Annotated in this window: 20 protein-coding genes, 1 tRNA gene and 1 pseudogene; 15 read left to right on the forward strand and 7 right to left on the reverse strand. The window is 63.9% G+C overall.

Annotated elements, in window-relative coordinates; genetic code table 11:
- Positions 1-48 precede the first annotated feature (48 nt).
- Entirely contained in the window at positions 49-1,476 is a 1,428-nt protein-coding gene (locus BMY03_RS04830; protein WP_094010408.1) for an ATP-binding cassette domain-containing protein, read from the forward strand.
- On the opposite strand, the gene thpR is transcribed toward BMY03_RS04830, so the two are convergent.
- A complete protein-coding gene (gene thpR, locus BMY03_RS04835; protein ID WP_094010409.1) occupies positions 1,440-1,985 on the reverse strand; it encodes an RNA 2',3'-cyclic phosphodiesterase in 546 nt (181 codons plus the stop codon). The genes BMY03_RS04830 and thpR overlap by 37 nt on opposite strands.
- A gap of 216 nt (positions 1,986-2,201) precedes the next feature.
- Between thpR and lpxO the strand changes: the two genes are divergently transcribed.
- The 5 genes from lpxO (at position 2,202) to BMY03_RS04860 (ending at position 7,741) form a co-directional block, all read left to right on the forward strand.
- Positions 2,202-3,101, forward strand: coding sequence for a lipid A hydroxylase LpxO (lpxO, locus tag BMY03_RS04840; protein WP_023632669.1), 900 nt, complete (start codon positions 2,202-2,204; stop codon positions 3,099-3,101).
- 139 nt (positions 3,102-3,240) lie between these two features.
- Complete coding sequence (locus tag BMY03_RS04845; RefSeq protein ID WP_094010410.1) at positions 3,241-3,585, forward strand: carboxymuconolactone decarboxylase family protein; 345 nt, start codon at positions 3,241-3,243, stop codon at positions 3,583-3,585.
- 78 nt (positions 3,586-3,663) lie between these two features.
- Positions 3,664-4,233: a GNAT family N-acetyltransferase gene (locus tag BMY03_RS04850; protein ID WP_094010411.1), complete on the forward strand. Its 570-nt coding sequence runs from the start codon at positions 3,664-3,666 to the stop codon at positions 4,231-4,233.
- 144 nt (positions 4,234-4,377) lie between these two features.
- Complete coding sequence (locus BMY03_RS04855) at positions 4,378-6,207, forward strand: SLC13 family permease (protein WP_094010412.1); 1,830 nt, start codon at positions 4,378-4,380, stop codon at positions 6,205-6,207.
- Positions 6,208-6,322: 115 nt separating this feature from the next.
- Positions 6,323-7,741: a GGDEF domain-containing protein gene (locus BMY03_RS04860; protein WP_094010413.1), complete on the forward strand. Its 1,419-nt coding sequence runs from the start codon at positions 6,323-6,325 to the stop codon at positions 7,739-7,741.
- Position 7,742: 1 nt separating this feature from the next.
- Here the strand turns inward: BMY03_RS04860 and BMY03_RS04865 are convergent, their stop codons facing one another.
- Positions 7,743-8,504, reverse strand: coding sequence for a sulfite exporter TauE/SafE family protein (locus tag BMY03_RS04865; RefSeq protein ID WP_023631840.1), 762 nt, complete (start codon positions 8,502-8,504; stop codon positions 7,743-7,745).
- A 101-nt stretch (positions 8,505-8,605) separates the two neighbouring features.
- Between BMY03_RS04865 and BMY03_RS04870 the strand changes: the two genes are divergently transcribed.
- Entirely contained in the window at positions 8,606-9,523 is a 918-nt protein-coding gene (locus BMY03_RS04870; protein ID WP_094010414.1) for a LysR family transcriptional regulator, read from the forward strand.
- 121 nt (positions 9,524-9,644) lie between these two features.
- Here the strand turns inward: BMY03_RS04870 and BMY03_RS04875 are convergent, their stop codons facing one another.
- Positions 9,645-9,836 (reverse strand): hypothetical protein, encoded by a 192-nt coding sequence (locus BMY03_RS04875; RefSeq protein WP_031315428.1) that lies wholly within the window; start codon positions 9,834-9,836, stop codon positions 9,645-9,647.
- Positions 9,837-10,446: 610 nt separating this feature from the next.
- Here BMY03_RS04875 and BMY03_RS04880 point away from each other — a divergent pair.
- Complete coding sequence (locus tag BMY03_RS04880) at positions 10,447-11,007, forward strand: cysteine hydrolase family protein (protein WP_094010415.1); 561 nt, start codon at positions 10,447-10,449, stop codon at positions 11,005-11,007.
- Here BMY03_RS04880 and BMY03_RS04885 read toward each other — a convergent pair whose 3' ends face one another.
- The 3 genes from BMY03_RS04885 to BMY03_RS04895 all read right to left on the reverse strand — a co-directional run bounded on the left by BMY03_RS04885 (position 11,008) and on the right by BMY03_RS04895 (position 12,683).
- Positions 11,008-11,361, reverse strand: a complete 354-nt coding sequence (locus BMY03_RS04885) for an SH3 domain-containing protein (protein ID WP_023631242.1) — start codon at positions 11,359-11,361, stop codon at positions 11,008-11,010.
- A gap of 47 nt (positions 11,362-11,408) precedes the next feature.
- Positions 11,409-11,900 (reverse strand): GNAT family N-acetyltransferase, encoded by a 492-nt coding sequence (locus BMY03_RS04890; RefSeq protein WP_177182883.1) that lies wholly within the window; start codon positions 11,898-11,900, stop codon positions 11,409-11,411.
- A gap of 78 nt (positions 11,901-11,978) precedes the next feature.
- The gene (locus tag BMY03_RS04895; protein ID WP_023631240.1) at positions 11,979-12,683 is read right to left on the reverse strand and encodes an SDR family oxidoreductase; all 705 of its coding nucleotides are present in this window, start codon (positions 12,681-12,683) and stop codon (positions 11,979-11,981) included.
- Between the two features lie 103 nt (positions 12,684-12,786).
- Between BMY03_RS04895 and BMY03_RS04900 the strand changes: the two genes are divergently transcribed.
- From BMY03_RS04900 to BMY03_RS04920, 6 genes and pseudogenes are all read left to right on the forward strand, one after another.
- The gene (locus BMY03_RS04900; RefSeq protein ID WP_094010416.1) at positions 12,787-13,698 is read left to right on the forward strand and encodes a LysR substrate-binding domain-containing protein; all 912 of its coding nucleotides are present in this window, start codon (positions 12,787-12,789) and stop codon (positions 13,696-13,698) included.
- Between the two features lie 116 nt (positions 13,699-13,814).
- Positions 13,815-13,955 (forward strand): annotated as a pseudogene (locus tag BMY03_RS26535) (alpha/beta hydrolase); the annotation flags it as partial.
- 297 nt (positions 13,956-14,252) lie between these two features.
- Entirely contained in the window at positions 14,253-14,438 is a 186-nt protein-coding gene (locus tag BMY03_RS04905; protein WP_102682584.1) for a hypothetical protein, read from the forward strand.
- A 531-nt stretch (positions 14,439-14,969) separates the two neighbouring features.
- Positions 14,970-15,926 carry a nucleoside-specific channel-forming protein Tsx gene (locus BMY03_RS04910; RefSeq protein ID WP_094010417.1) on the forward strand — a complete coding sequence of 319 codons (957 nt, stop codon included), beginning with the start codon at positions 14,970-14,972 and terminating at the stop codon, positions 15,924-15,926.
- 97 nt (positions 15,927-16,023) lie between these two features.
- On the forward strand, positions 16,024-16,839 hold the full coding sequence (locus tag BMY03_RS04915) for an alpha/beta fold hydrolase (RefSeq protein WP_023629164.1): 816 nt from the start codon (positions 16,024-16,026) through the stop codon (positions 16,837-16,839).
- 108 nt (positions 16,840-16,947) lie between these two features.
- A complete protein-coding gene (locus tag BMY03_RS04920) occupies positions 16,948-17,277 on the forward strand; it encodes a DHCW motif cupin fold protein (protein ID WP_094010418.1) in 330 nt (109 codons plus the stop codon).
- Between the two features lie 222 nt (positions 17,278-17,499).
- Here the strand turns inward: BMY03_RS04920 and BMY03_RS04930 are convergent.
- Positions 17,500-17,587 (reverse strand) — tRNA-Ser (locus tag BMY03_RS04930).
- Positions 17,588-17,733: 146 nt separating this feature from the next.
- Between BMY03_RS04930 and BMY03_RS04935 the strand changes: the two genes are divergently transcribed.
- Positions 17,734-18,405, forward strand: a complete 672-nt coding sequence (locus BMY03_RS04935) for a Bax inhibitor-1/YccA family protein (RefSeq protein WP_028692373.1) — start codon at positions 17,734-17,736, stop codon at positions 18,403-18,405.
- Positions 18,406-18,493 lie beyond the last annotated feature (88 nt).

Genomic DNA, 18,493 nt, shown 5'->3' on the forward strand with positions numbered 1-18,493 from the left:
TGTGCGCTGCCGATCAAGCGCGACAGTGGCCAGGAGGGCCACCATCCCATGGCAATGATCGAACTACACGGCCTGGGCTTGTTCCATGGCCGCAAACACCTCTTCAGCGAACTCGACGCGCGCATCGAATGGGGGCAGCGCATCGCCATCATCGGCGACAATGGCAGCGGCAAGTCGTCATTGCTGCATTTGCTGCAGGGCGGCCTGGCACCCAGCGAGGGGCACATGGAGCGCCACGGCGGTTTGCGTGTCGGCCATGTGGCACAGGTACTGGGCGGCGAGTCGTCGCTCAGCGGCGGCCAGCGTGTCAACCAGGCATTGAGCCAGGCACTGGCCCTGGACCCCGACCTGCTGCTGCTGGACGAGCCGACCAACCACCTGGACGCCGCCAACCGCCGCTCGCTGTCACGCATGCTCGAGCATTTCCACGGCGCCCTGGTGCTGGTGACCCACGACGTGGCGCTGATGAACCAGACCTGCAACACGCTCTGGCACTTGCACAACGGGCGCCTGGACGTGTTCAACGGCAGCTACGCCGACTACATGGCCGAGCGCGACCTGCAGCGCGGCTTGCTCGACAAGCGCATCGCCGAGGTGCGCCGCGCCCGCGACGACGCCCACGACTCACTGATGCAGGAACAGGCCCGCGCCGCCGGCGCCCGCAAGCGTGGGGCCAAGGCGATCCAGAACAGCAAGTGGGCTACCGTGCGCTCGCCGACCAAGCTGGGCCGCGGGAACACCACGGCCGGGCGCAAGCAAGCGCAGATCCTGCAGCAACAGCGCGAGCTCGGCGAACAGCTGGCCGAACTGCGCCCGGAGCCGGTGATCGTGCCACGCTTCCATCTGCCGGCGACGGGCCAGTCATCGCGGGTGCTGATCCAGGTGCGTGACGGCTGTGTGGGCTACGCAGACACAGCGGTGCTCAACGGCATCGACCTGCAGCTGGACGGCGGCGAACGCCTGGCCCTGACCGGCAACAACGGCAGCGGCAAGTCCACCCTGGCGCGGGCGATCCTCGGCGATCCACGGGTCTGGCGGCGCGGCGACTGGCTGCTGCCGGCGCCCGAGCAGATCGGCTACATCGACCAGCACTACGCCACCCTGCCTGCCGACGCCAATGTGCAGGAAGCCCTGTCGCGACAAGTGCCGGATTGGCCGCTGGAACAGTTGCGCGCCCACCTTGCAGACTTTCTGTTCCGCCATGCCGATGCGGTGCAGGCGCCGGTGGCGGGCTTGTCCGGCGGCGAGAAGGCGCGCCTGTCCCTGGCCTGCATCGCCGCGCGGCCGCCGCAGCTACTGATCCTCGACGAGCCGACCAACAACCTCGACCTGCGCATGCGTGCCCACCTGCTGGAAGTGCTGGTGGTTTACCCCAACGCGCTGCTGGTTATTTCCCACGACCGGGACTTCCTCGACGGCCTGGGCATCGACCGTCACTTTCACTGCGTCAGGGACCACTCGGCCAAAGGCCAGTAGCGGCCCTTGCGTGACTCGTACAGGGTGAAGTGGCGGGCGACGAGGTGGAACGTCGGCGCCTCGCCCGCCTCCGGCAATGGCTCGCGAAAATCCCGGGACAGGGTCAGGTGCGGCCGGTACTCACGCACCGACGGCTCGATGCCCAGCGGCAGCAGCGCCTGCTGCAAGTCGTACACCAGCTGGCGCAGGGCCAACGGCGCCTGCGCCGGCGCCAGCACCAACGCCGAAGCCCGCGGCCATACCTGCAACTGGTCCAGGACCAGGCGCAGCTTGGCTTCAGGAAGCCGCAGTGCATCCACTACGGCGCACACCGCCGGCACCTGGGCGGCATCGACATCGCCCAGGAACAGCAAGGTGACATGGAAGTTCTCGCTGGGCACCGGCTTGCCGCTGCGCAAGCCCAGGCCACGCCGCCACTGGCTGATGCCACGGCGCTGTTCTTCGCCCAGTGACAGGGCGAAAAACAGCCGCTTGAAGGGAGCCCCGCTGGGGCGTACATCCTGGATCATCGGGAGTTCCTTGCTGGATGGACGTCCACCCGATTGTAAACGCCGGGTCGCCAGAAAATACCCGCACATACGGATGAATCGTTTGCGCAAGCTGTAGGCCATGCCACCTAAGTCGGGCGGTTTTGTCGTAACAATAAGTACAAACCCGCGCCACGATTGTTTATGCTGGCTGGCTTACGCCATGGCGCATGGCCATTTTTCGACAAGTAAACGTCCATGAAAATTGCACTCGTACTGATCTTCGTCCTCTCGATCGCCTATGTTCACCTGCGCGGTCGGGTACGTCACAAGCTGACCCGCCAGCTGGGCGACCACTCCAGCTTCCTGGCCCCGGTCAACGCCTTCCTGTACCTGTTCTCCAAGCACCCGGCCAAGCCTTACCTGCCGGTCAGTGCCTTCCCCGAGCTGCAGGTACTGCAGGACCACTGGCAGGAGATCCGCAAGGAAGGCCAGCAACTGCTGCAGGCCGGCGAGATCAAGAAGTCCGACAACTATGACGATGTCGGCTTCAACTCGTTCTTCAAGACCGGCTGGAAGCGCTTCTACCTGAAGTGGTACGGCGAGAGCCACCCCTCGGCGATGACCCTGTGCCCACGTACCACCGAGTTGCTGCAAGGCATCGGCACGGTCAAGGCGGCGATGTTCGCCACCCTGCCGCCGGGCGCCAAGCTGGTGCGCCACCGCGACCCCTACGCCGGCTCGTACCGCTACCACCTGGGCCTGGACACGCCCAATGACGATGGCTGCTACATCGACGTGGACGGCGAGAAGTACTCCTGGCGCGACGGTGAGGGCGTGGTGTTCGACGAGACCTACATCCACTACGCCGCCAACACCACCGAGCACAACCGCATCATCCTGTTCTGCGACGTCGAGCGCCCGCTCAAGTACCGCTGGGCAGCCGCGTTCAACCGCTGGTTCAGCCGCAACGTGATGGCCGCCGCCGCCGCGCCCAACGACGCCAATGACAAGACCGGGGGTATCAACCGCCTGTTCACGCGCATCTACAAGATCCGTGAGCGCGGCAAGGCCATGAAAAAGCGCAACCGCACCCGCTACTACCTGGAGAAGTGGGCAGTGGTCGCGGCGCTGGTACTGGTGTTCATCTACATCTGATCCGGACGTCGTCCTCGCGGGGCAAACCCGCTCCTGCCAACAGTGGGAGCGAGCTTGCCCCGCGAGTGTTTTCTCCGCTGCACACCCCGTCTTCGACTAGCCTGAAAGCTCCTGTTGCCAACCTGACAAGGTGAAGACGATGAGCATGATGGACTGGGACGCCTACCGTAAGCAGTTGATGGCCGGCATCGGCGATCTCAGGCAACTGTCCCCCGATACCGTGGCCGGCTACATGACTGCCAGTGGCGCCGGGGCCAACACCAACCACCTGGACGCCAAGACCCGCGAACTGATCTCCCTGGCCGTGGCGGTCACCACCCGCTGCGACGGCTGCATCGCCGTTCACTCGCAGCAGGCGGTCAAGCATGGCGCCACCCGCGAGGAGATCGCCGAGGCCCTGGGGGTAGCGGTGGCGATGAACGCCGGCGCGGCACTGGTCTACTCGGCCCGGGCCCTGGACGCGGTGGGCAAGACCGGCGCCTGACACACCAAGGCGTCGCCGCCCTTGCGCGACGACGCCGCGCCACCCAGACTTGGCGGCCCAGCCCGTGCAGGAACCGCTATGATCCAGATTCGCCCCATGACCCCGGAAGACTTCGAGCGCTTCTGGCCGACCTTCCAGGCCATTGTCCAGGCTCGCCAGACCTACGCCTTCGACCCCGCCCTGAATATCGACCAGGCCCGCACGCTGTGGCTGGAGAACCCGTTGCGCACCCTGGTGGCCGAGGCGGACGGCGAGCTGCTCGGCTCTTACTTCCTCAAGCCCAATGCCGCCGGCCCTGGCGGGCATGTGGGCAACTGCGGCTACATGGTGTGCGAAAACGCCCGTGGCCGCGGCGTGGCCAGGCTGATGTGCGAGCATTCGCAGAAGCTCGCCCGCCAGGAAGGCTTCCTGGCCCTGCAGTTCAATTCGGTGGTGGCGACCAACGGAGTGGCAGTGGCGCTGTGGCACAAGCTCGGCTTCGAGACTGTCGGCCGCCTGCCCAAGGCCTACCGCCATGGCGAGCTGGGCCTGGTCGATTGCCTGGTGATGTACAAGTGGTTGGCCGACGAGCCGGTGGTGGAGAAACCGCCGCTGTTGATCGGGCGCAAGAACATCGAGGCGCGGGTGTCGCGGCGGCGCGGCCGCTAGCGACTGCTCCAGCGGGCCGCGCCCCCGCCCCTTGCCGGGTCATCACCCGGCAAAACACTGCAGCACGTCAACGACGCCGTCGCGTCAAGCTGCCACACTAGAGCCATTGCCTTTCGTGCCTGTGTGAAGGAACACCCCCTCCCCATGAACCATGAGCTGCTCTGGGTCCTTGGCCTGCTGGCCGTCGTCGTCCTCCTGTTCATCCTCAACCGCCCGCGCATGGACGTGGTCGCCCTGCTGGTGATCGTCGCCCTGCCGCTGTCGGGCATCCTCACCGTGGAGCAGGCCATGGCCGGCTTCAGCGACCCCAACGTGGTGCTGATCGCCGCGCTGTTCGTGATCGGCGAAGGGCTGGTGCGCACCGGCATCGCCTACCGCATCGGCGAATGGATGAGCGAGCGCGCCGGCAACAGCGAGGCGCGCCTGCTGGTGCTGCTGATGGTGGCCGTGGCCGGGCTGGGCTCGGCGATGAGCTCCACCGGCGTGGTGGCGATCTTTATCCCGGTGGTGCTGAGCATTGCCGCGCGCCAGCAGCTTTCGCCCAGCCGGCTGATGATGCCACTGAGCTTCGCCGGCCTGATCAGCGGCATGCTGAGCCTGGTGGCGACGCCACCGAACGTGGTGGTGCACAGCGAACTGGTGCGCCACGGCGAACAGGGTTTCGGCTTCTTCAGCTTCACCCCTTTCGGCCTGGTGGTGCTGGTGCTCGGGATCGGCTACATGCTGCTGACCCGCCACTGGCTCAACGGCGAGGTGCGCAAGGACGGCCGGGTCGAGAGCCGCCGCACCTTGCTCGACCTGGTGCTGGACTACAAGCTCAACGGCCGCGAGCGGCGCCTGCGCATCCGCCCCCATTCGCCGCTGATCGGTCATACCCTTGGCGAGCTGGAACTGCGCACCCGCCACGGCGCCAACGTGATCGGCATCGAGCGCCAGCACAAGTTCACCACCCGGGTGATCAGCGCCGACTCCGGCACCCTGCTGCAGCAGGGCGACGTGCTGTTGCTGGACTTGTTCGCCAACCGCGACGACCTGCGCAGCCTGTGCCAGACCATGCTGCTCGAGCCCCTGCACTTCAAGGCCGCCTACTTCATCGACCAGTCCCAGGAGCTGGGCATGGCGGAGATCTCGCTGCCGCCCGGCTCGCAACTGATCGGCAAGAGCATCCTCGAACTGGCCTTCCGTACCCGCTACGACCTCAACGTGGTCGGCCTGCGCCGTGACCAGCAAGCCATCGAAGGGCAACTGGTGGAAGAAAAGCTGCGCCTGGGCGACACCCTGCTGGTGGTCGGCCCGTGGAAGGCTGTACGCCAGCTGCAGGGCAAGCCGCGCGACTTCCTGGTGCTGAGCCTGCCGGCGGAAATCGACCAGGTCGCGCCGGCGCGCGCCCGAGCACCCTATGCACTGATCAGCCTGGCGGTAATGGTCGGGCTGATGGTCAGCGGCCTGGTGCCCAACGTCATCGCCGCGCTGATCGGCTGCCTGCTGATGGGCGCCGGGCGCTGCATCGACATGAACAGCGCCTACCGCGCCATCCACTGGCAGAGCTTGGTGCTGATCGTCGGCATGCTGCCCTTTGCCCTGGCTCTGCAGAAGACCGGTGGCATCGACCTGGCCGTCGGTGCGCTAGTCGGTGCGCTCGGCGGTGCCGGGCCCAGCGTGATCCTTGCCTGCCTGTTCGCCGTGACGGCGCTGATCGGGCTGTTCATCTCCAATACCGCAACTGCGGTGCTGATGGCCCCGGTGGCGGTGAGCACTGCGCAGCAGCTGGGCATGTCGCCCTACCCGTTCGCCATGACCGTGGCCCTGGCGGCATCGGCGGCGTTCATGACGCCGGTGTCGTCGCCGGTCAACACCCTGGTTCTGGGGCCCGGTCAGTACCGCTTCGCCGACTTCGTCAAGGTTGGCGTGCCGTTCACCCTGCTGGTGATGCTGGTGACCGTGCTGATGGTGCCGTGGGTATTCGGGCTGTAATCGTCGGCACGAACCGCGCTGATTGCGGCGAATTGACATCAAATGACCAGTTGAAAGACACTGACATGACATCGTCCCAGGTGCCTACAGCCGTTTTCCTGGATTCTGTCTTCGCTTGCCGGTCGAGCCCATGGTGTCTCCAGTCCCGTCGCGCCTGCTGCCCCCGCTGATCCTGTTCGGCTTGACCCTGGCACTGACGCTGGGCGGCATCCTCGCCCGCCCGATCGAGTCACTGTCGCTGTTCTGGCCAGTCAACGCGGTGCTCGCAGGCGTGCTGCTGCGCAATTCCCGCCAGGCCAACCCCGGCGGCTTCGCCCTGATCTACCTGGCCATGGTCGCTGCCGACCTGGCCTGTGGCAGTGCCTGGCGTCCGGCCGTGTGGTTCAATCTGTGCAACCTCGGCGCCATCGCCACCATCTGGTTCTTGATGGCTCGGCTGCCACGCGTGCATCGTCGCCTGCGCACCCCGCATGGTACTTTGTGCCTGTTCGGCGCCTGCGCCGCTGGGGCGATTGTCGCCGCAAGCCTGGCCTGCGTGATGGCCGCGCCGTGGTTCGAACAATCGCTGCGCGCCACTTGGCTGGCCTGGTTCAGCGAACAGTTCTCCACCAGCGTGCTGGTGCTGCCGGTGCTACTCACCGCGCCATCACCCAGAGCCTTGACGCGGCCGGGCAGTGCCAGCCAAACGGTGCGCCTAGCGCCGTTGCTGGTGCTGCTGGCCTCGCTGAGCGTCAGCATCGTCTTCGGCGGCCCCGGCGCCATCGCCTTCCCGATTGCCGCGCTGTTGTGGTGCGCGCTCAGCTATTCGCCCTTCCTCGTCTCGTTGCTGGCCCTCACCTCGGGCAGCACCTTGATCGTCGCTGTAGCGCAGAACCTCATGCACTTCAACATCCCGCAGAGCGAGACTGGGGTCACTACCTTGATGTCGGCGCGCCTGGGCATCGCCATGTTGGTGCTCGGCCCCTTGGTGCTGGCCTGCGTCAGCAGCGCCAACCGCAGCCTGATGGCGCGCCTGGCGCATCAGGCGACCATCGACCACCTGACCGGTGCCCTCAGCCGCAGCGCCTTCATCCGCCGTGCCCACGCCCTGCTCGACAACCGCGAGCAAGCGCCGCTGACCTTGATGATGCTCGACATCGACCACTTCAAGACCATCAACGACCAGCATGGCCACGCTGTCGGCGACCAGGTGCTGCGCCAGTTCGCCACGACCCTGCAGGACCAGTTGCACGACGGTGAACTGTTCGCCCGCCTGGGCGGCGAGGAGTTCGTCATCGTCGTGCCGGGGCTGGCGCCGGAGCTGGCCAGGTTTACCGCCGAGCGCCTGCGCCGCGCGGTGCAGGACCAACACATCGCACAGCCCGGGCAGCCGCTGCGGATCACCGTGAGCATCGGTGTGAGCGGGTGCGCTGCCGACACCCTGGCCCCCAGCCTCGACGAGCTGCTGGCCAGCGCCGACCAGGCGCTCTACCGGGCCAAGGCCCAGGGCCGCAACCGCGTCGAACAGGCCGACGGGCAGCGCCAGGTGGTGTGAGTCAACCTGCCAGCAGGTCCCAGCTCAGTTTGGCGATCAGCACGCACAGCAGCACCAGGAACAGCCCTCGCACGAACCCCGCGCCCTTGCGCACCGCCAGCCAGGTGCCGGTCAGCGCGCCAAGGACATTGAACAGCGCCATCGGCAGTGCAATGGCCCACAGCACATTGCCCGACGGGATGAAGAACACCAGCGCGGCCAGGTTGGTGGCGATGTTGACCAGCTTCGCCGAGGCCGAGGCATGCAGGAAATCCAGGGCAAAGAAACGGATGAACAGGAAGATCAGGAAACTGCCGGTGCCCGGCCCGAACAGCCCGTCATAGAAGCCGATGGCGCCGCCGATCAGCACCGCCAGGCATTGCTCCTTGCGGCCGATGGCCATGGGTTTGTGCAGGGTGCCGAAATCCTTCTTGCAGAACGTGTAGATGGCCATCAGCACGATCAGCACCAGCACCATCGGCCGCATCACGCTTGCCGGCACCAGGGACACGGTGGCCGCGCCGAAGAACGACATCACGAAGGCGCTCAGCGCCGCCGGCACGATCAACCCCCAGTCCAGCTTGACCTTGCGGATGAAAGAGCGCGCCGCGAACGAGGTCCCGCACACCGAAGCCAGCTTGTTGCTGCCCAGCAGCGCCGCCGGCTGGGCGTTGGGCAGCACGTTGAACAGCGCGGGGATCTGGATCAACCCACCGCCACCGACGGCAGCGTCGATCAGGCCAGCGGCAAAGGCAAACAGCGAAAGCAGGGCAATATCCATCATCTCGGGGGACCAGGCGGCACAAAACAGGCTGCCAGACTAATCAAAGTGGTGCTGTTGTGTTGAAATGCCACATTGCAAAAACTGCAATAAGGAGCTCCCGCATGGCCCTGGACATGCTGCGTGAAATACAAGCGTTCGTCAGTGTTGCGCACAAGCGCAGCTTCGTCAGCGCCGCCCGCGCGCTGGGCCGTTCGCCCAGCGCGGTTACACGGGCCGTACAGGCCTTGGAGGACAACAGCGGCGCCAAGCTGCTCAACCGCAGCGCCAGCGCGGTGTCATTGACCGAGGCTGGCGAACGCCTGCTGCCCCACGCCGAACGCTTGCTGGATGTGCAACGGGATGCCGCCGACGAATTGGCCGCGCTGACTGGCAACGCCCAGGGCTGGATTCGCCTGGCCGCGCCCGAAGTGCTAGCCCAGCATGTATTGCCGGGAGTGCTGGCCGAGTTCTCTCGTCGCCACCCCCATGTCACCCTCGACGTGCAGTACAGCGACCAGGCCCTGGATCCGCTGCAGGGCAAGCTGGACTTCGTGATCCGCGGAGCCTTCCCGCAGTCCAGCGAGCTGATTGGCTATCCACTGTGGCGTTACCGCCGCCACCTGTACGCCAGCCCCGACTATCTGGCCCAGGCTGGCACCCCCCAAGGGCTGGAAGACCTGGAACGGCATGCACTGATCCTGCATACCGCGCCGCGCATCCTCAAGGCCTGGCATTTCAGCAAGAACGGGCGTATCTCCAGCCTGCGCCCACGGCCACGTTTGCGACTGGGTTCGGGGGCCGCAGTATTGCAAAGCACGCTGGCGGGGGCCGGCATCGCGCGGCTGGCGGATTGGCTGGGGGAGCCGGAGGTACGCGCCGGACGGCTGGTGCGGGTCTGCCCTGACTTTCACCTGACATCCAGCACGGGGCACGACCCGCAGATGCATGCCGTATACCCCGCCGGCGACCTGCCGGCGCGGGCTCGCGACCTGTTGCAGGCACTGCGCGATGGCCGTCCGCGCCTGGGGGAACAGCCCTGAACAGGGCTGCTCAATTTCTGCTCAATCTAACAGAGTGCTTGCCAATACTGGCCTGTAGCGTTTTATCCACAGACCTACCCACGATTTTTGTGGACAGTTTCCGCAAGGCTTGAAGGAAAAATTACAAACGCAGCAAAGCCACGTTGGCCAGCTTGACCAACTCGATCCATTCGCTTGCACTGATCACACCGGAACGCTCCAACTCTTCGGCACGGCGCAGTGCCTGATCGTAATCCTCTTCGTGGAGGATGCCCTCGCCGAGAAAACGACCGCGCCACTCCAGCATCGCTGCAGTGCCTTTCTTGCATTCCATAGTGTGTATTGTCTCCAAGGCAAGTGAATAGCCCGTGTGCCCGGGCCCTTTGATTGGGGGCGGGAGATTACACGAGCGCCTTGAACTTGAGAACGACATGCAGCTACCGCTTGTCTAGACGACCGCGGTCTTTGGCGGGGAAGCCTGGAGGGAAGGGTCTGGCCCGCCATTGCGGCAGGCGGGCCGGGACAGGAAAAATTGCGGCTCAGCTTGGCGGAATGGTGCCCAGCAGGCCAATCATGATAGTCAGCAGCAGAAAACCACCCAGAAACAGCGCGAGCTTGCCCATCGGAACCTCTACAGTGTAATGACGTAACGGCGGGGCTGGCCGCTGCGGTAGTGCAGCAGGGCAGCCTGCCCAGCGCACACCGGATTGGAAGGCTGGGCCTGAACGTATTGTCCGGCAGCGGCTGATACGGTTACAGATTCAGGTTCGCGGAAAAAAAGCGGATCAGATGGTAGCCGACCATCGCGGGGCACCCGCTCCCACGCGTGTGCACAACCGGAGGTCAATGCGCTTGGCGTGGGAGCGGGCTTGCCCAGCGATACATCCGCGCAGGCAGCACACCTGTGCTACGGTCCGAAGCCCAGACAAGGAGAACTACCGCAGATGACCGCGCTCGCCAGCAATGCCGCCCTGCTGATCATCGACATGCAGAACGGCATCAACCACCCTCGCCTGGGCCGTCGCAACAACCCCGAAGCCGAACAGCGCATCAGCGAACTACTGGCCTTTTGGCGCGCGAGCATGCGCCCGGTGGTGCACGTGCGGCATATCTCCCGCGATCCGGATTCGGTGTTCCGGCCAGGTCAGCCCGGCTGCGAGTTTCAACCCGCGTTCGTCCCGCAGGCTCACGAGGCCGTGTTTGAAAAACACCTGCCCGATGCTTTTTGCAACAGCGGCCTGGAACACTGGCTGCACCAGCGCGGCATTCATCAACTGGTCATCCTCGGCGTGGTCACCAACAACTCGGTGGAATCGACTGCACGCTCGGCGGGCAACCTGGGGTTTGCAACGGTGGTGGTGGGCGACGCCTGCTACACCTTCGACCAGCGCGATCTGCAAGGCCGGCTGTGGTCGGCGGAGGATGTCCATGCCCTGGCCCTGAGCAACCTGGCCATGGACTATGCGCGCATTCTGGACAGCACGGCGGTGCTGGCCGCAGGCTGATCACGCCAGGGCGCGCAGCTTGGCCAGCGGCACCCAGCCGAGCTCGCCATTGCTCACACGGCGGCACCAGGCCCAGCCATTCAAGGGGCGCAGGCTATCGAGCTGCTGGCCGGGGTCGACGTCCAGTTCATGGGCCGAATAGGCTTCCAGCGCCCTGCCCCGGCCCACGCCCAGCCGCTCGATGAACTGGGCTGGCACCCAACCCGCTGCCTGGCCCTGGCAACTGCACAGGTACCAGTCCTCCCACTGCTCGTCGCCCTCATAGCGCTGGCCGATCTCCAGCAGCGTGCCACGGGCGAAAGTGATGGGCGCAGGGTACTCACTGCGATGTGTCTCGATCACGACGTACTTCACAGGCCTCTCCCTGGCTGCGAAAAGCGTCGATGCTAGACCAAGGGCCTCTACAGCACCATGACCATTTCATGCCAGGCCATGCCGCCATGGTCGGAAGCCGACGGGCGTACATAGGCGTAGCCCATCTTCTCGTACAACCCGACATGGCGCTCCTTGCACATCAGGTGGATGGTGGCCTTGCCGCGCTCGCGCATCTGCGCGACGAAGCGCGCCATCAACCGGCTGGCATGGCCCTGGCCCTGGTACGCGGGGTCGAGCACCACCGACATGATCACCACATTGGGCGCCTGGGGGTCATGCCCGACCAGTTCCTTGAAAGCCTCGTCCGACATCACCACCTGGTCGGCGCAACCGCTGTTGATGAAGCCAATCACCTGGCCCTCGGTTTCCAGCACGAGAAAGCCTTCCGGATACTGGGCGATGCGCGTGGCGATCTTTTCCCGGGTGGCGGCTTCGTCGCCTTCATAGGCGCTGGTCTCGATCTGGTAGCAATGGTCCACGTCGCTGGAGGTGGCCTGGCGGAATGTCGGTGTGCTCATGGGCGGAATCCGGATAGCGGGAAACAGGGGCGACATCCTAACGGAAGTCGCCGCCCTGCTACAGGCTCGCCATGTCTCTTACACCGAACGGGTAATACCCCCATCGACCCGCAGGTTCTGCCCGGTGATGTAACCCGCGCCCTCGGAGGCAAGGAAGCTGACAGTGGCCGCGATCTCCTCGGCCTTGCCGTACCGCTCCATGGGAATCCGGCTACGGAACTCCTCCTTCTCCGGCAGGCTGTCGATGAAGCCTGGCAGTACGTTGTTCATGCGGATGTTCTCGGCCGCGTAACGGTCGGCGAACAGTTTGGTAAAGGCCGCGAGCCCGGCACGGAACACGCCGGAGGTCGGGAACGCCGGATCCGGCTCGAAGGTGGCAAAGGTCGAGATATTGATGATGGTCCCGCCCTGCTGCCGCTGCATGATCGGGGTCACCAGGCGGGTCGGGCGCACCACGTTGAGGAAATACACCTCCATGCCTCGGTGCCAGTCCTCGTCGCTGAGCTCGAGCACCGGTGCACGCGGGCCATGCCCGGCGCTGTTGACCAGTACATCGATACGCCCCCATTGCTGCATCACGGTATCGACCAGACGCTGCAGGTCCTCTGCTGACTGGTTGGAGCCCGTCACACCGATGCCGCCCAGCTCGGCCGCCAGGGCCTCGCCCTTGCCCGAGGACGACAGGATCGCCACCCTGAAACCGTCGGCAGCCAGCCGCCGCGCAGCCTCCGCGCCCATGCCACTGCCACCTGCGGTGATGATTGCCACTTTCTGAGAAGACATATACCGCTCCTTCCGGGAGTTGATCAAGTGGGCCCATGAAGCCAGAATCCGGCTCAACGCACCAATCACGAATACTGGCAGCAGCCTGCAGGAAATCTACTGGATGAGCGCGCCCAAGCGACGCAACGCCCCCGCCATCGTCAATCACCTGGTGGCCTTCGAGGCCGCCGCCCGCCTGGGCAGCTTCCGCGCTGCCGCCGACGAGCTGCATGTCACGCCGGGCGCGGTCGCCCAGCAGGTGCGCACCCTGGAAGACAAGCTCGGCCGCCCCTTGTTCGAGCGCCTGCCCCGCGGCCTGCGGCCCAACCGGGACGGCGCCGACTACCTGGCCCGCGTGCGCCTGGCCCTGGAGATCATCGAGGACGCCACCGGCGAACTGCTGGAGCGGGACAACCAGCGCGATCCGCAGCAGGTCCTGCTCAGCACCACCCCCGCCTTCGCCAGCCGCTGGCTGATCCCACGCCTGGGGCGCCTGGCCGAGGCGCATCCGCAGGTGGCCCTGATGATCGACGCCTCCGACAGTACCCGCCCCCTGAGCGGCAAGGGTGCGGTGGACCTGGCCGTGCGCTGGGGGGCGCCGCCCTTCGTCGAAGCCTACGCCCTGCCCCTGCTGCCCGGCGTGGCGGTGCCAGTGTGCGCGCCGGGGTTGCGCGGCGCGCACCCTTGGCGGCAAGCCGCGGATCTTGCGCACCACCCGCTGATCTCCGACAGCCACAACAACTGGAAGCGCTGGTTCGATCACTACGCGTTGCCCGGCGCACGCTTCAACGGTCCGGTGTTCTCGCAGACCATCCTCGCCATCGAGGCCGCCGAGCAAGGCATGGGCATCGCCCTGGTGCCCCGCCTGCTGGTGGAGAACGCGCTCAAGGCCGGGACCTTGGTGCTGGCCCTGGAAGGCCATGAATTGCACAGCGACGCTGGCTTCCACTTGCTGGCCAGCCATGCACCGCTGGCAGGCTCGGCCGCCGAGCAGGTGGTGCAGTGGTTGCAGATGCAAGCGAACAAGCAAGACTGAGCCTGTATCGCCCCACGCGACGGCACTTGGCCTGAGGGCGGCGCGGTCGGAGTGGGAGCAACTGTCTTGAAGGGAGTTTTTTAGAAAGATCCTTTCAGACATAGCTTCGCCAGCGACACCCTCCGGCCGACGCCTATGCCAAGCGCTTCACCGGCAAGTACGCCTATCGCCTGGTGAGCGGCGGGATCGGCCACAACCTGCCGCAGGAAGCGCCTGAGGCGTTCGTCAAGGCGGTGGTGGATGCGGACCATCTATAGGGGTAATTGCAACATATCGTTTCAGTAGCGCGTGTCGGGTGCCGGGATGCTCGCATTATCGCTACAACCGGTCTTTTGCGCGGCAGGCCTTGTATTTCGGGGCCTGCCGCAAAATGCGCGGAAGCATCCCGAAACAGTCACCCAAACCATCTTGTAAGACGCCTCTTTCGTCTCCGTAGGACGTTTCTACGGGATTGTGAGCCTGTGTATGAATAATCAGTATTGGCGGGAGAATTGAGCTGATACCGTCGAGCCTCACTTACAACGGCACGGATGCCCACGACCAACGAGTACAGCATGGACAACTACGACAGCTCGGCACTTGGACTGCAAAAATGCCTGTTGAACCTGCGAAGAGATCATGCCCGAATGAAGGCGTCAGGAGAGCTGGAAAGAGCGGCGATACTGGCGCAGGTGATCGGGCGGATGGAACAGGGATTGAAGGAGGCTTCCCAGGGGAGGAAGCCCGAGACGTTGCAGTGAAGTGATACCCGGCAAATGGCGATGGGTATGCGGTGTGCTCCGGGCTCCCCATCGCTCAGCCCCGAAGCAGGGTCAACAGCCAGCCGGCATTGCCGAAGGCGCTCGCAGACCAACGTTCAAGTTCCACGGTACGTCGCCCTCATGGCTTAGCTGAAGCCCGCTTCGCCGCGGTTCAGCGGAGGGCGCGGCCTCGGCCTGCTCCTCTGTTCCCTGGGCACACATGCCTCCCGAGGGCGGCGGTCATGCCAGAAAGCATTTTTTGCTGGATTGTTTCAATCGAACGGGTTGTTGCAACACAGAACGATCAGACCCCTCCATGCGTTCATGCGCACGCGCCATGCCTGATTTCGGGGCGTTTTTCTATCTCAATGATCAGCTCAAGCGCCGAATCGGCTTGTTATTTCAAAGACCTCGGGTGATTTGGTACAGACTATGCAAACGTTTGCTCCAAACCTTTGAGCGAACAATCGCTGCAGCTTTCGCCACATCGCAGCCTCCAGGGGCTTACCACTGCATGAACAAGGATTTTCAATGCACCGACCGTCTTTACCCGCAACCGCCCACTTCTCCCTGCCTGCCAAACTGCTACTGGGCGCTGTTACGGGACTACTCAGCGTCACCACCCAGGCCCAAGACAATCCCGCAAGCGAGTCGGCCCAGGGCGAGACCTTGAGCCCGGCCGCCGCGCCTGCCAAATCGGGCCCCTATCTGTCGGACTGGTACAACCAGAACTTCACCCTGATCGGCACCAAGGACATCAGTTTCGGCCCCCGCCCGGTCGATGATATCTACCTCGAATACGAGTACTTCGGCCGCAGGGGGCCGTTCGAGCTGTACGGCTACATCGACATCCCGAAGATCCTCGACATCGGCAACAGCCATGACAAAGGCGCGTGGGACCACGGCTCACCGTTGTTCATGGAGCATGAGCCGCGGATCTCCATCGACTACCTGGCCGGACGCAGCCTGGCCGTCGGCCCGTTCAAGGAGTGGTACCTAGCCTTCGACTGGATCTACGACCACGGCAGCAACAGCGCCAACCGTGCCAATACCCTCTTCAGCGGCCTGGGCACCGACATCGACACCCATTCGCGGGTCAACCTGTCGGCCAACTTCTACGGCCGCTACCAGTGGGAAAACTATGGCGCCAGCAACGAGTATTCGTGGGACGGTTACCGGGCCCAGCTCAAGTACATCGTGCCCCTTGGCAAGTTCGACAACGGCGCCTCGCTGACCTATATCGGTTTCACCAACTTCGATTTCGGCTCGGACCTGCACAAGGACAACCCCAACCGCACGGCCAATGCCACGGTATCCACCAACGTGTTGCTGTACGCCTTCACTCACCTGCGCTTCACCCTGGTGGGCCGTCATTTCCACAATGGCGGCAACTGGCAGGACGGCAGCCAGCTGAATTTCGGCGACGGCGATTTCCGCGGTCGGTCCGATGGTTGGGGGTATTACGCCGGGGTTGGTTACCAGTTCTGATTACTTGGGCCATGGAGGCCTACCCTGCTACACGGAGCGATGCCGAGCAGTGGATTTGCACGGGCGTTGTAGAATCTTTGACTAGATGAGGTGAGCCATGTTGGATTTACCCTACACATCGAGCATCGAAGGCAACACCGTCAGATGGGGAAAAATAGGCACAGGCGCGCCGCTGGTCGCCATCCATGGCACCCCTTTCTCTTCGCAGGTCTGGAGGCGCGTCATACCGCACCTCACTGACCGCAGAACCGTGTATTACTTCGACCTGGTTGGCTATGGCCTGTCTGAAATGCGGGAGGGCCAGGACGTTTCACTGGCGATTCAGAACAACGTCATGACTGCGCTTTTCGAGGAGTGGGGCATCGAGCGCCCCGACGTCCTGGCCCATGATTTTGGCGGCGCTACAGCGCTGCGCGCGTACTACCTGAACGGTCTGCGCTATGCATCCCTCACCATTTTTGATGCCGTAGCCCTGGCACCCTGGGGCTCTCCTTTTGTTCAGCATGTCCGTCAATATGAGGCCGCCTTTTCCGGGATGCCCGACTACATGCACCGCGCGCTACTGGCCGCCTATCTGCAAACCTCTGCGGCCAATCCCCTCAGTGACGAAGCCCTGCAGGTTTACAGCGCACCATGGCTGGGGCCGATTGGCCAGGCGGCCTTTTACCGACAGATCGCACAGATGGATCAGGTCTATACCGAGGAAATTGAACCGCTTTACGGGAAGCTGGATTGCCCCGTGTCGGTGCTTTGGGGCTCGGAGGACGCCTGGATTCCCTATTCCCAAGGGGAGCGTCTTGCTGGGCTTATCTCCCAACAGCCCTGCGTCCGAGTGGAGAACTCAGGCCATCTGATGCAAGAAGACAGGCCGGAAGCGATTGTGGCGGCGGTTTTGAAGCAGATTGGCCTCTGAGACAGGTTCGCTGGGCTGTCTGTATGTTCAAATTCCCAGCGGTCTGTGCCTATCGGCAGAGCGACTTCATCGGTACGGTTCAGGCCTCACTGTTTCTACGAGGTTGTCATGGACCTGACAGCAATCCCGTTTGGCACCACGGACTGGTCAAAGATCGATCCCGTCGCTTATCCGGGCGAGAACGGTACGGCGTATTGGCGTACCTGTCTGTTTGGGGAGGTTCGGGTTCGATGGGTTGAGTACACCCCTGGATATGTGGCCGATCATTGGTGCCGGAAGGGGCATATTCTGTTTTGCCTGGAAGGTCGACTGGACACTGAGCTGGAGGATGGTCGGACTTTCACCCTGCAGCCGGGCATGAGCTATCAGGTGGGCGACAATGCGGAGGCGCACCGGTCATCGACGACTATCGGAGCCAAGCTCTTCATTGTGGATTAAACAGATGGCTCTGATTGCACAGCGGGTGGAGCTGGCGCGCAACGGTGCTAACGACAAAATCATTTGCAGAATGCAATCAGGCTGGGTGGTGATGAAAACCTGAGGATCAACTGTGAAATTCTTGGATTCCGGGTCCTTAACTGCTCGTCCCTCCAAGAACGTCCTCCTGGACAATCCCCCCCAGAAACGCAAAAAGCCCTGACATTGTCAGGGCTTCAAAAATGGCGGAAGCGTAGAGATTCGAACTCTAGGATAGTTGCCCATCGACGGTTTTCAAGACCGTTGCCTTAAACCACTCGGCCACGCTTCCAGCTGTTTTGCGGCGGCAATAATACCTTAATGTAACAAGCTGTCAAACTCTCTGTGTCGCGGCTTGCGACAGCTCTGATATGCTCTGCACTATACGTTCCACTACCGCAGGTCTCGGACCGCGGTCTCACCCCAAAGGAGTGCGCCATGCGCGAACAGGATTACGCCGTCCAACACGGCCAGCAGGTCGAGCAGCAGGAGGTCAGCAAGGTCCTGCGCAACACGTACAGCCTGCTGGCCCTTACCCTCGCCTTCAGCGGCATCATGGCCTTCGTCGCCCAGCAGATGCGTGTCGGCTACCCGAACATCTTCGTGGTGCTGATCGGCTTCTACGGCCTGTTCTTCCTCACCAACAAGCTGCGTGACTCGGCCTGGGGCCTGGTGTCCACCTTCGCCCTCACCGGCTTCATGGGCTTCATCCTCGGCCCGATCCTCAACCGCTACCTGGGCATGGCCGGTGGCGCCGAAGTGGTCAGCTCGGCCTTCGCCATGACCGCCCTGGTGTTCGGCGGCCTGTCGGCCTACGTGCTGATCACCCGCAAGGACATGAGCTTCCTCAGCGGCTTCATCACCGCCGGCTTCTTCGTCCTGCTGGGTGCCGTGGTGGCCAGCTTCTTCTTCCAGATCAGCGGCCTGCAACTGGCGATCAGCGCTGGCTTCGTGCTGTTCTCGTCGGTCTGCATCCTGTTCCAGACCAGCGCCATCATCCATGGCGGCGAGCGCAACTACATCATGGCTACCATCAGCCTGTACGTGTCGATCTACAACCTGTTCGTCAGCCTGCTGCAACTGTTTGGCATCATGGGCCGCGACGACTGATCGAATCGGTTGCCAGCGCCACAGGAAAAGCCCGCTTCGGCGGGCTTTTTCGTGCCCGCTGAACCGCGGCGGGCACCTCACAAACATT

This window comes from Pseudomonas soli (assembly GCF_900110655.1).
GTDB classification, from domain to species: domain Bacteria; phylum Pseudomonadota; class Gammaproteobacteria; order Pseudomonadales; family Pseudomonadaceae; genus Aquipseudomonas; species Aquipseudomonas soli.

Coding starts and splice junctions, on each gene's coding strand:
- lpxO (WP_023632669.1), top strand. CDS start 2,202: ATGAAAATTGCACTCGTACTGATCTTCGTCCTCTCGATCGCCTATGTT.
- BMY03_RS04845 (WP_094010410.1), top strand. CDS start 3,241: ATGAGCATGATGGACTGGGACGCCTACCGTAAGCAGTTGATGGCCGGC.
- BMY03_RS04900 (WP_094010416.1), top strand. CDS start 12,787: ATGAGCGCGCCCAAGCGACGCAACGCCCCCGCCATCGTCAATCACCTG.
- thpR (WP_094010409.1), bottom strand. CDS start 1,985: ATGATCCAGGATGTACGCCCCAGCGGGGCTCCCTTCAAGCGGCTGTTT.
- BMY03_RS04895 (WP_023631240.1), bottom strand. CDS start 12,683: ATGTCTTCTCAGAAAGTGGCAATCATCACCGCAGGTGGCAGTGGCATG.
- BMY03_RS04935 (WP_028692373.1), top strand. CDS start 17,734: ATGCGCGAACAGGATTACGCCGTCCAACACGGCCAGCAGGTCGAGCAG.
- BMY03_RS04875 (WP_031315428.1), bottom strand. CDS start 9,836: ATGGAATGCAAGAAAGGCACTGCAGCGATGCTGGAGTGGCGCGGTCGT.
- BMY03_RS04855 (WP_094010412.1), top strand. CDS start 4,378: ATGAACCATGAGCTGCTCTGGGTCCTTGGCCTGCTGGCCGTCGTCGTC.
- BMY03_RS04905 (WP_102682584.1), top strand. CDS start 14,253: ATGGACAACTACGACAGCTCGGCACTTGGACTGCAAAAATGCCTGTTG.
- BMY03_RS04890 (WP_177182883.1), bottom strand. CDS start 11,900: ATGAGCACACCGACATTCCGCCAGGCCACCTCCAGCGACGTGGACCAT.
- BMY03_RS04850 (WP_094010411.1), top strand. CDS start 3,664: ATGATCCAGATTCGCCCCATGACCCCGGAAGACTTCGAGCGCTTCTGG.
- BMY03_RS04830 (WP_094010408.1), top strand. CDS start 49: ATGGCAATGATCGAACTACACGGCCTGGGCTTGTTCCATGGCCGCAAA.
- BMY03_RS04910 (WP_094010417.1), top strand. CDS start 14,970: ATGCACCGACCGTCTTTACCCGCAACCGCCCACTTCTCCCTGCCTGCC.
- BMY03_RS04870 (WP_094010414.1), top strand. CDS start 8,606: ATGGCCCTGGACATGCTGCGTGAAATACAAGCGTTCGTCAGTGTTGCG.
- BMY03_RS04915 (WP_023629164.1), top strand. CDS start 16,024: ATGTTGGATTTACCCTACACATCGAGCATCGAAGGCAACACCGTCAGA.
- BMY03_RS04880 (WP_094010415.1), top strand. CDS start 10,447: ATGACCGCGCTCGCCAGCAATGCCGCCCTGCTGATCATCGACATGCAG.
- BMY03_RS04920 (WP_094010418.1), top strand. CDS start 16,948: ATGGACCTGACAGCAATCCCGTTTGGCACCACGGACTGGTCAAAGATC.
- BMY03_RS04865 (WP_023631840.1), bottom strand. CDS start 8,504: ATGATGGATATTGCCCTGCTTTCGCTGTTTGCCTTTGCCGCTGGCCTG.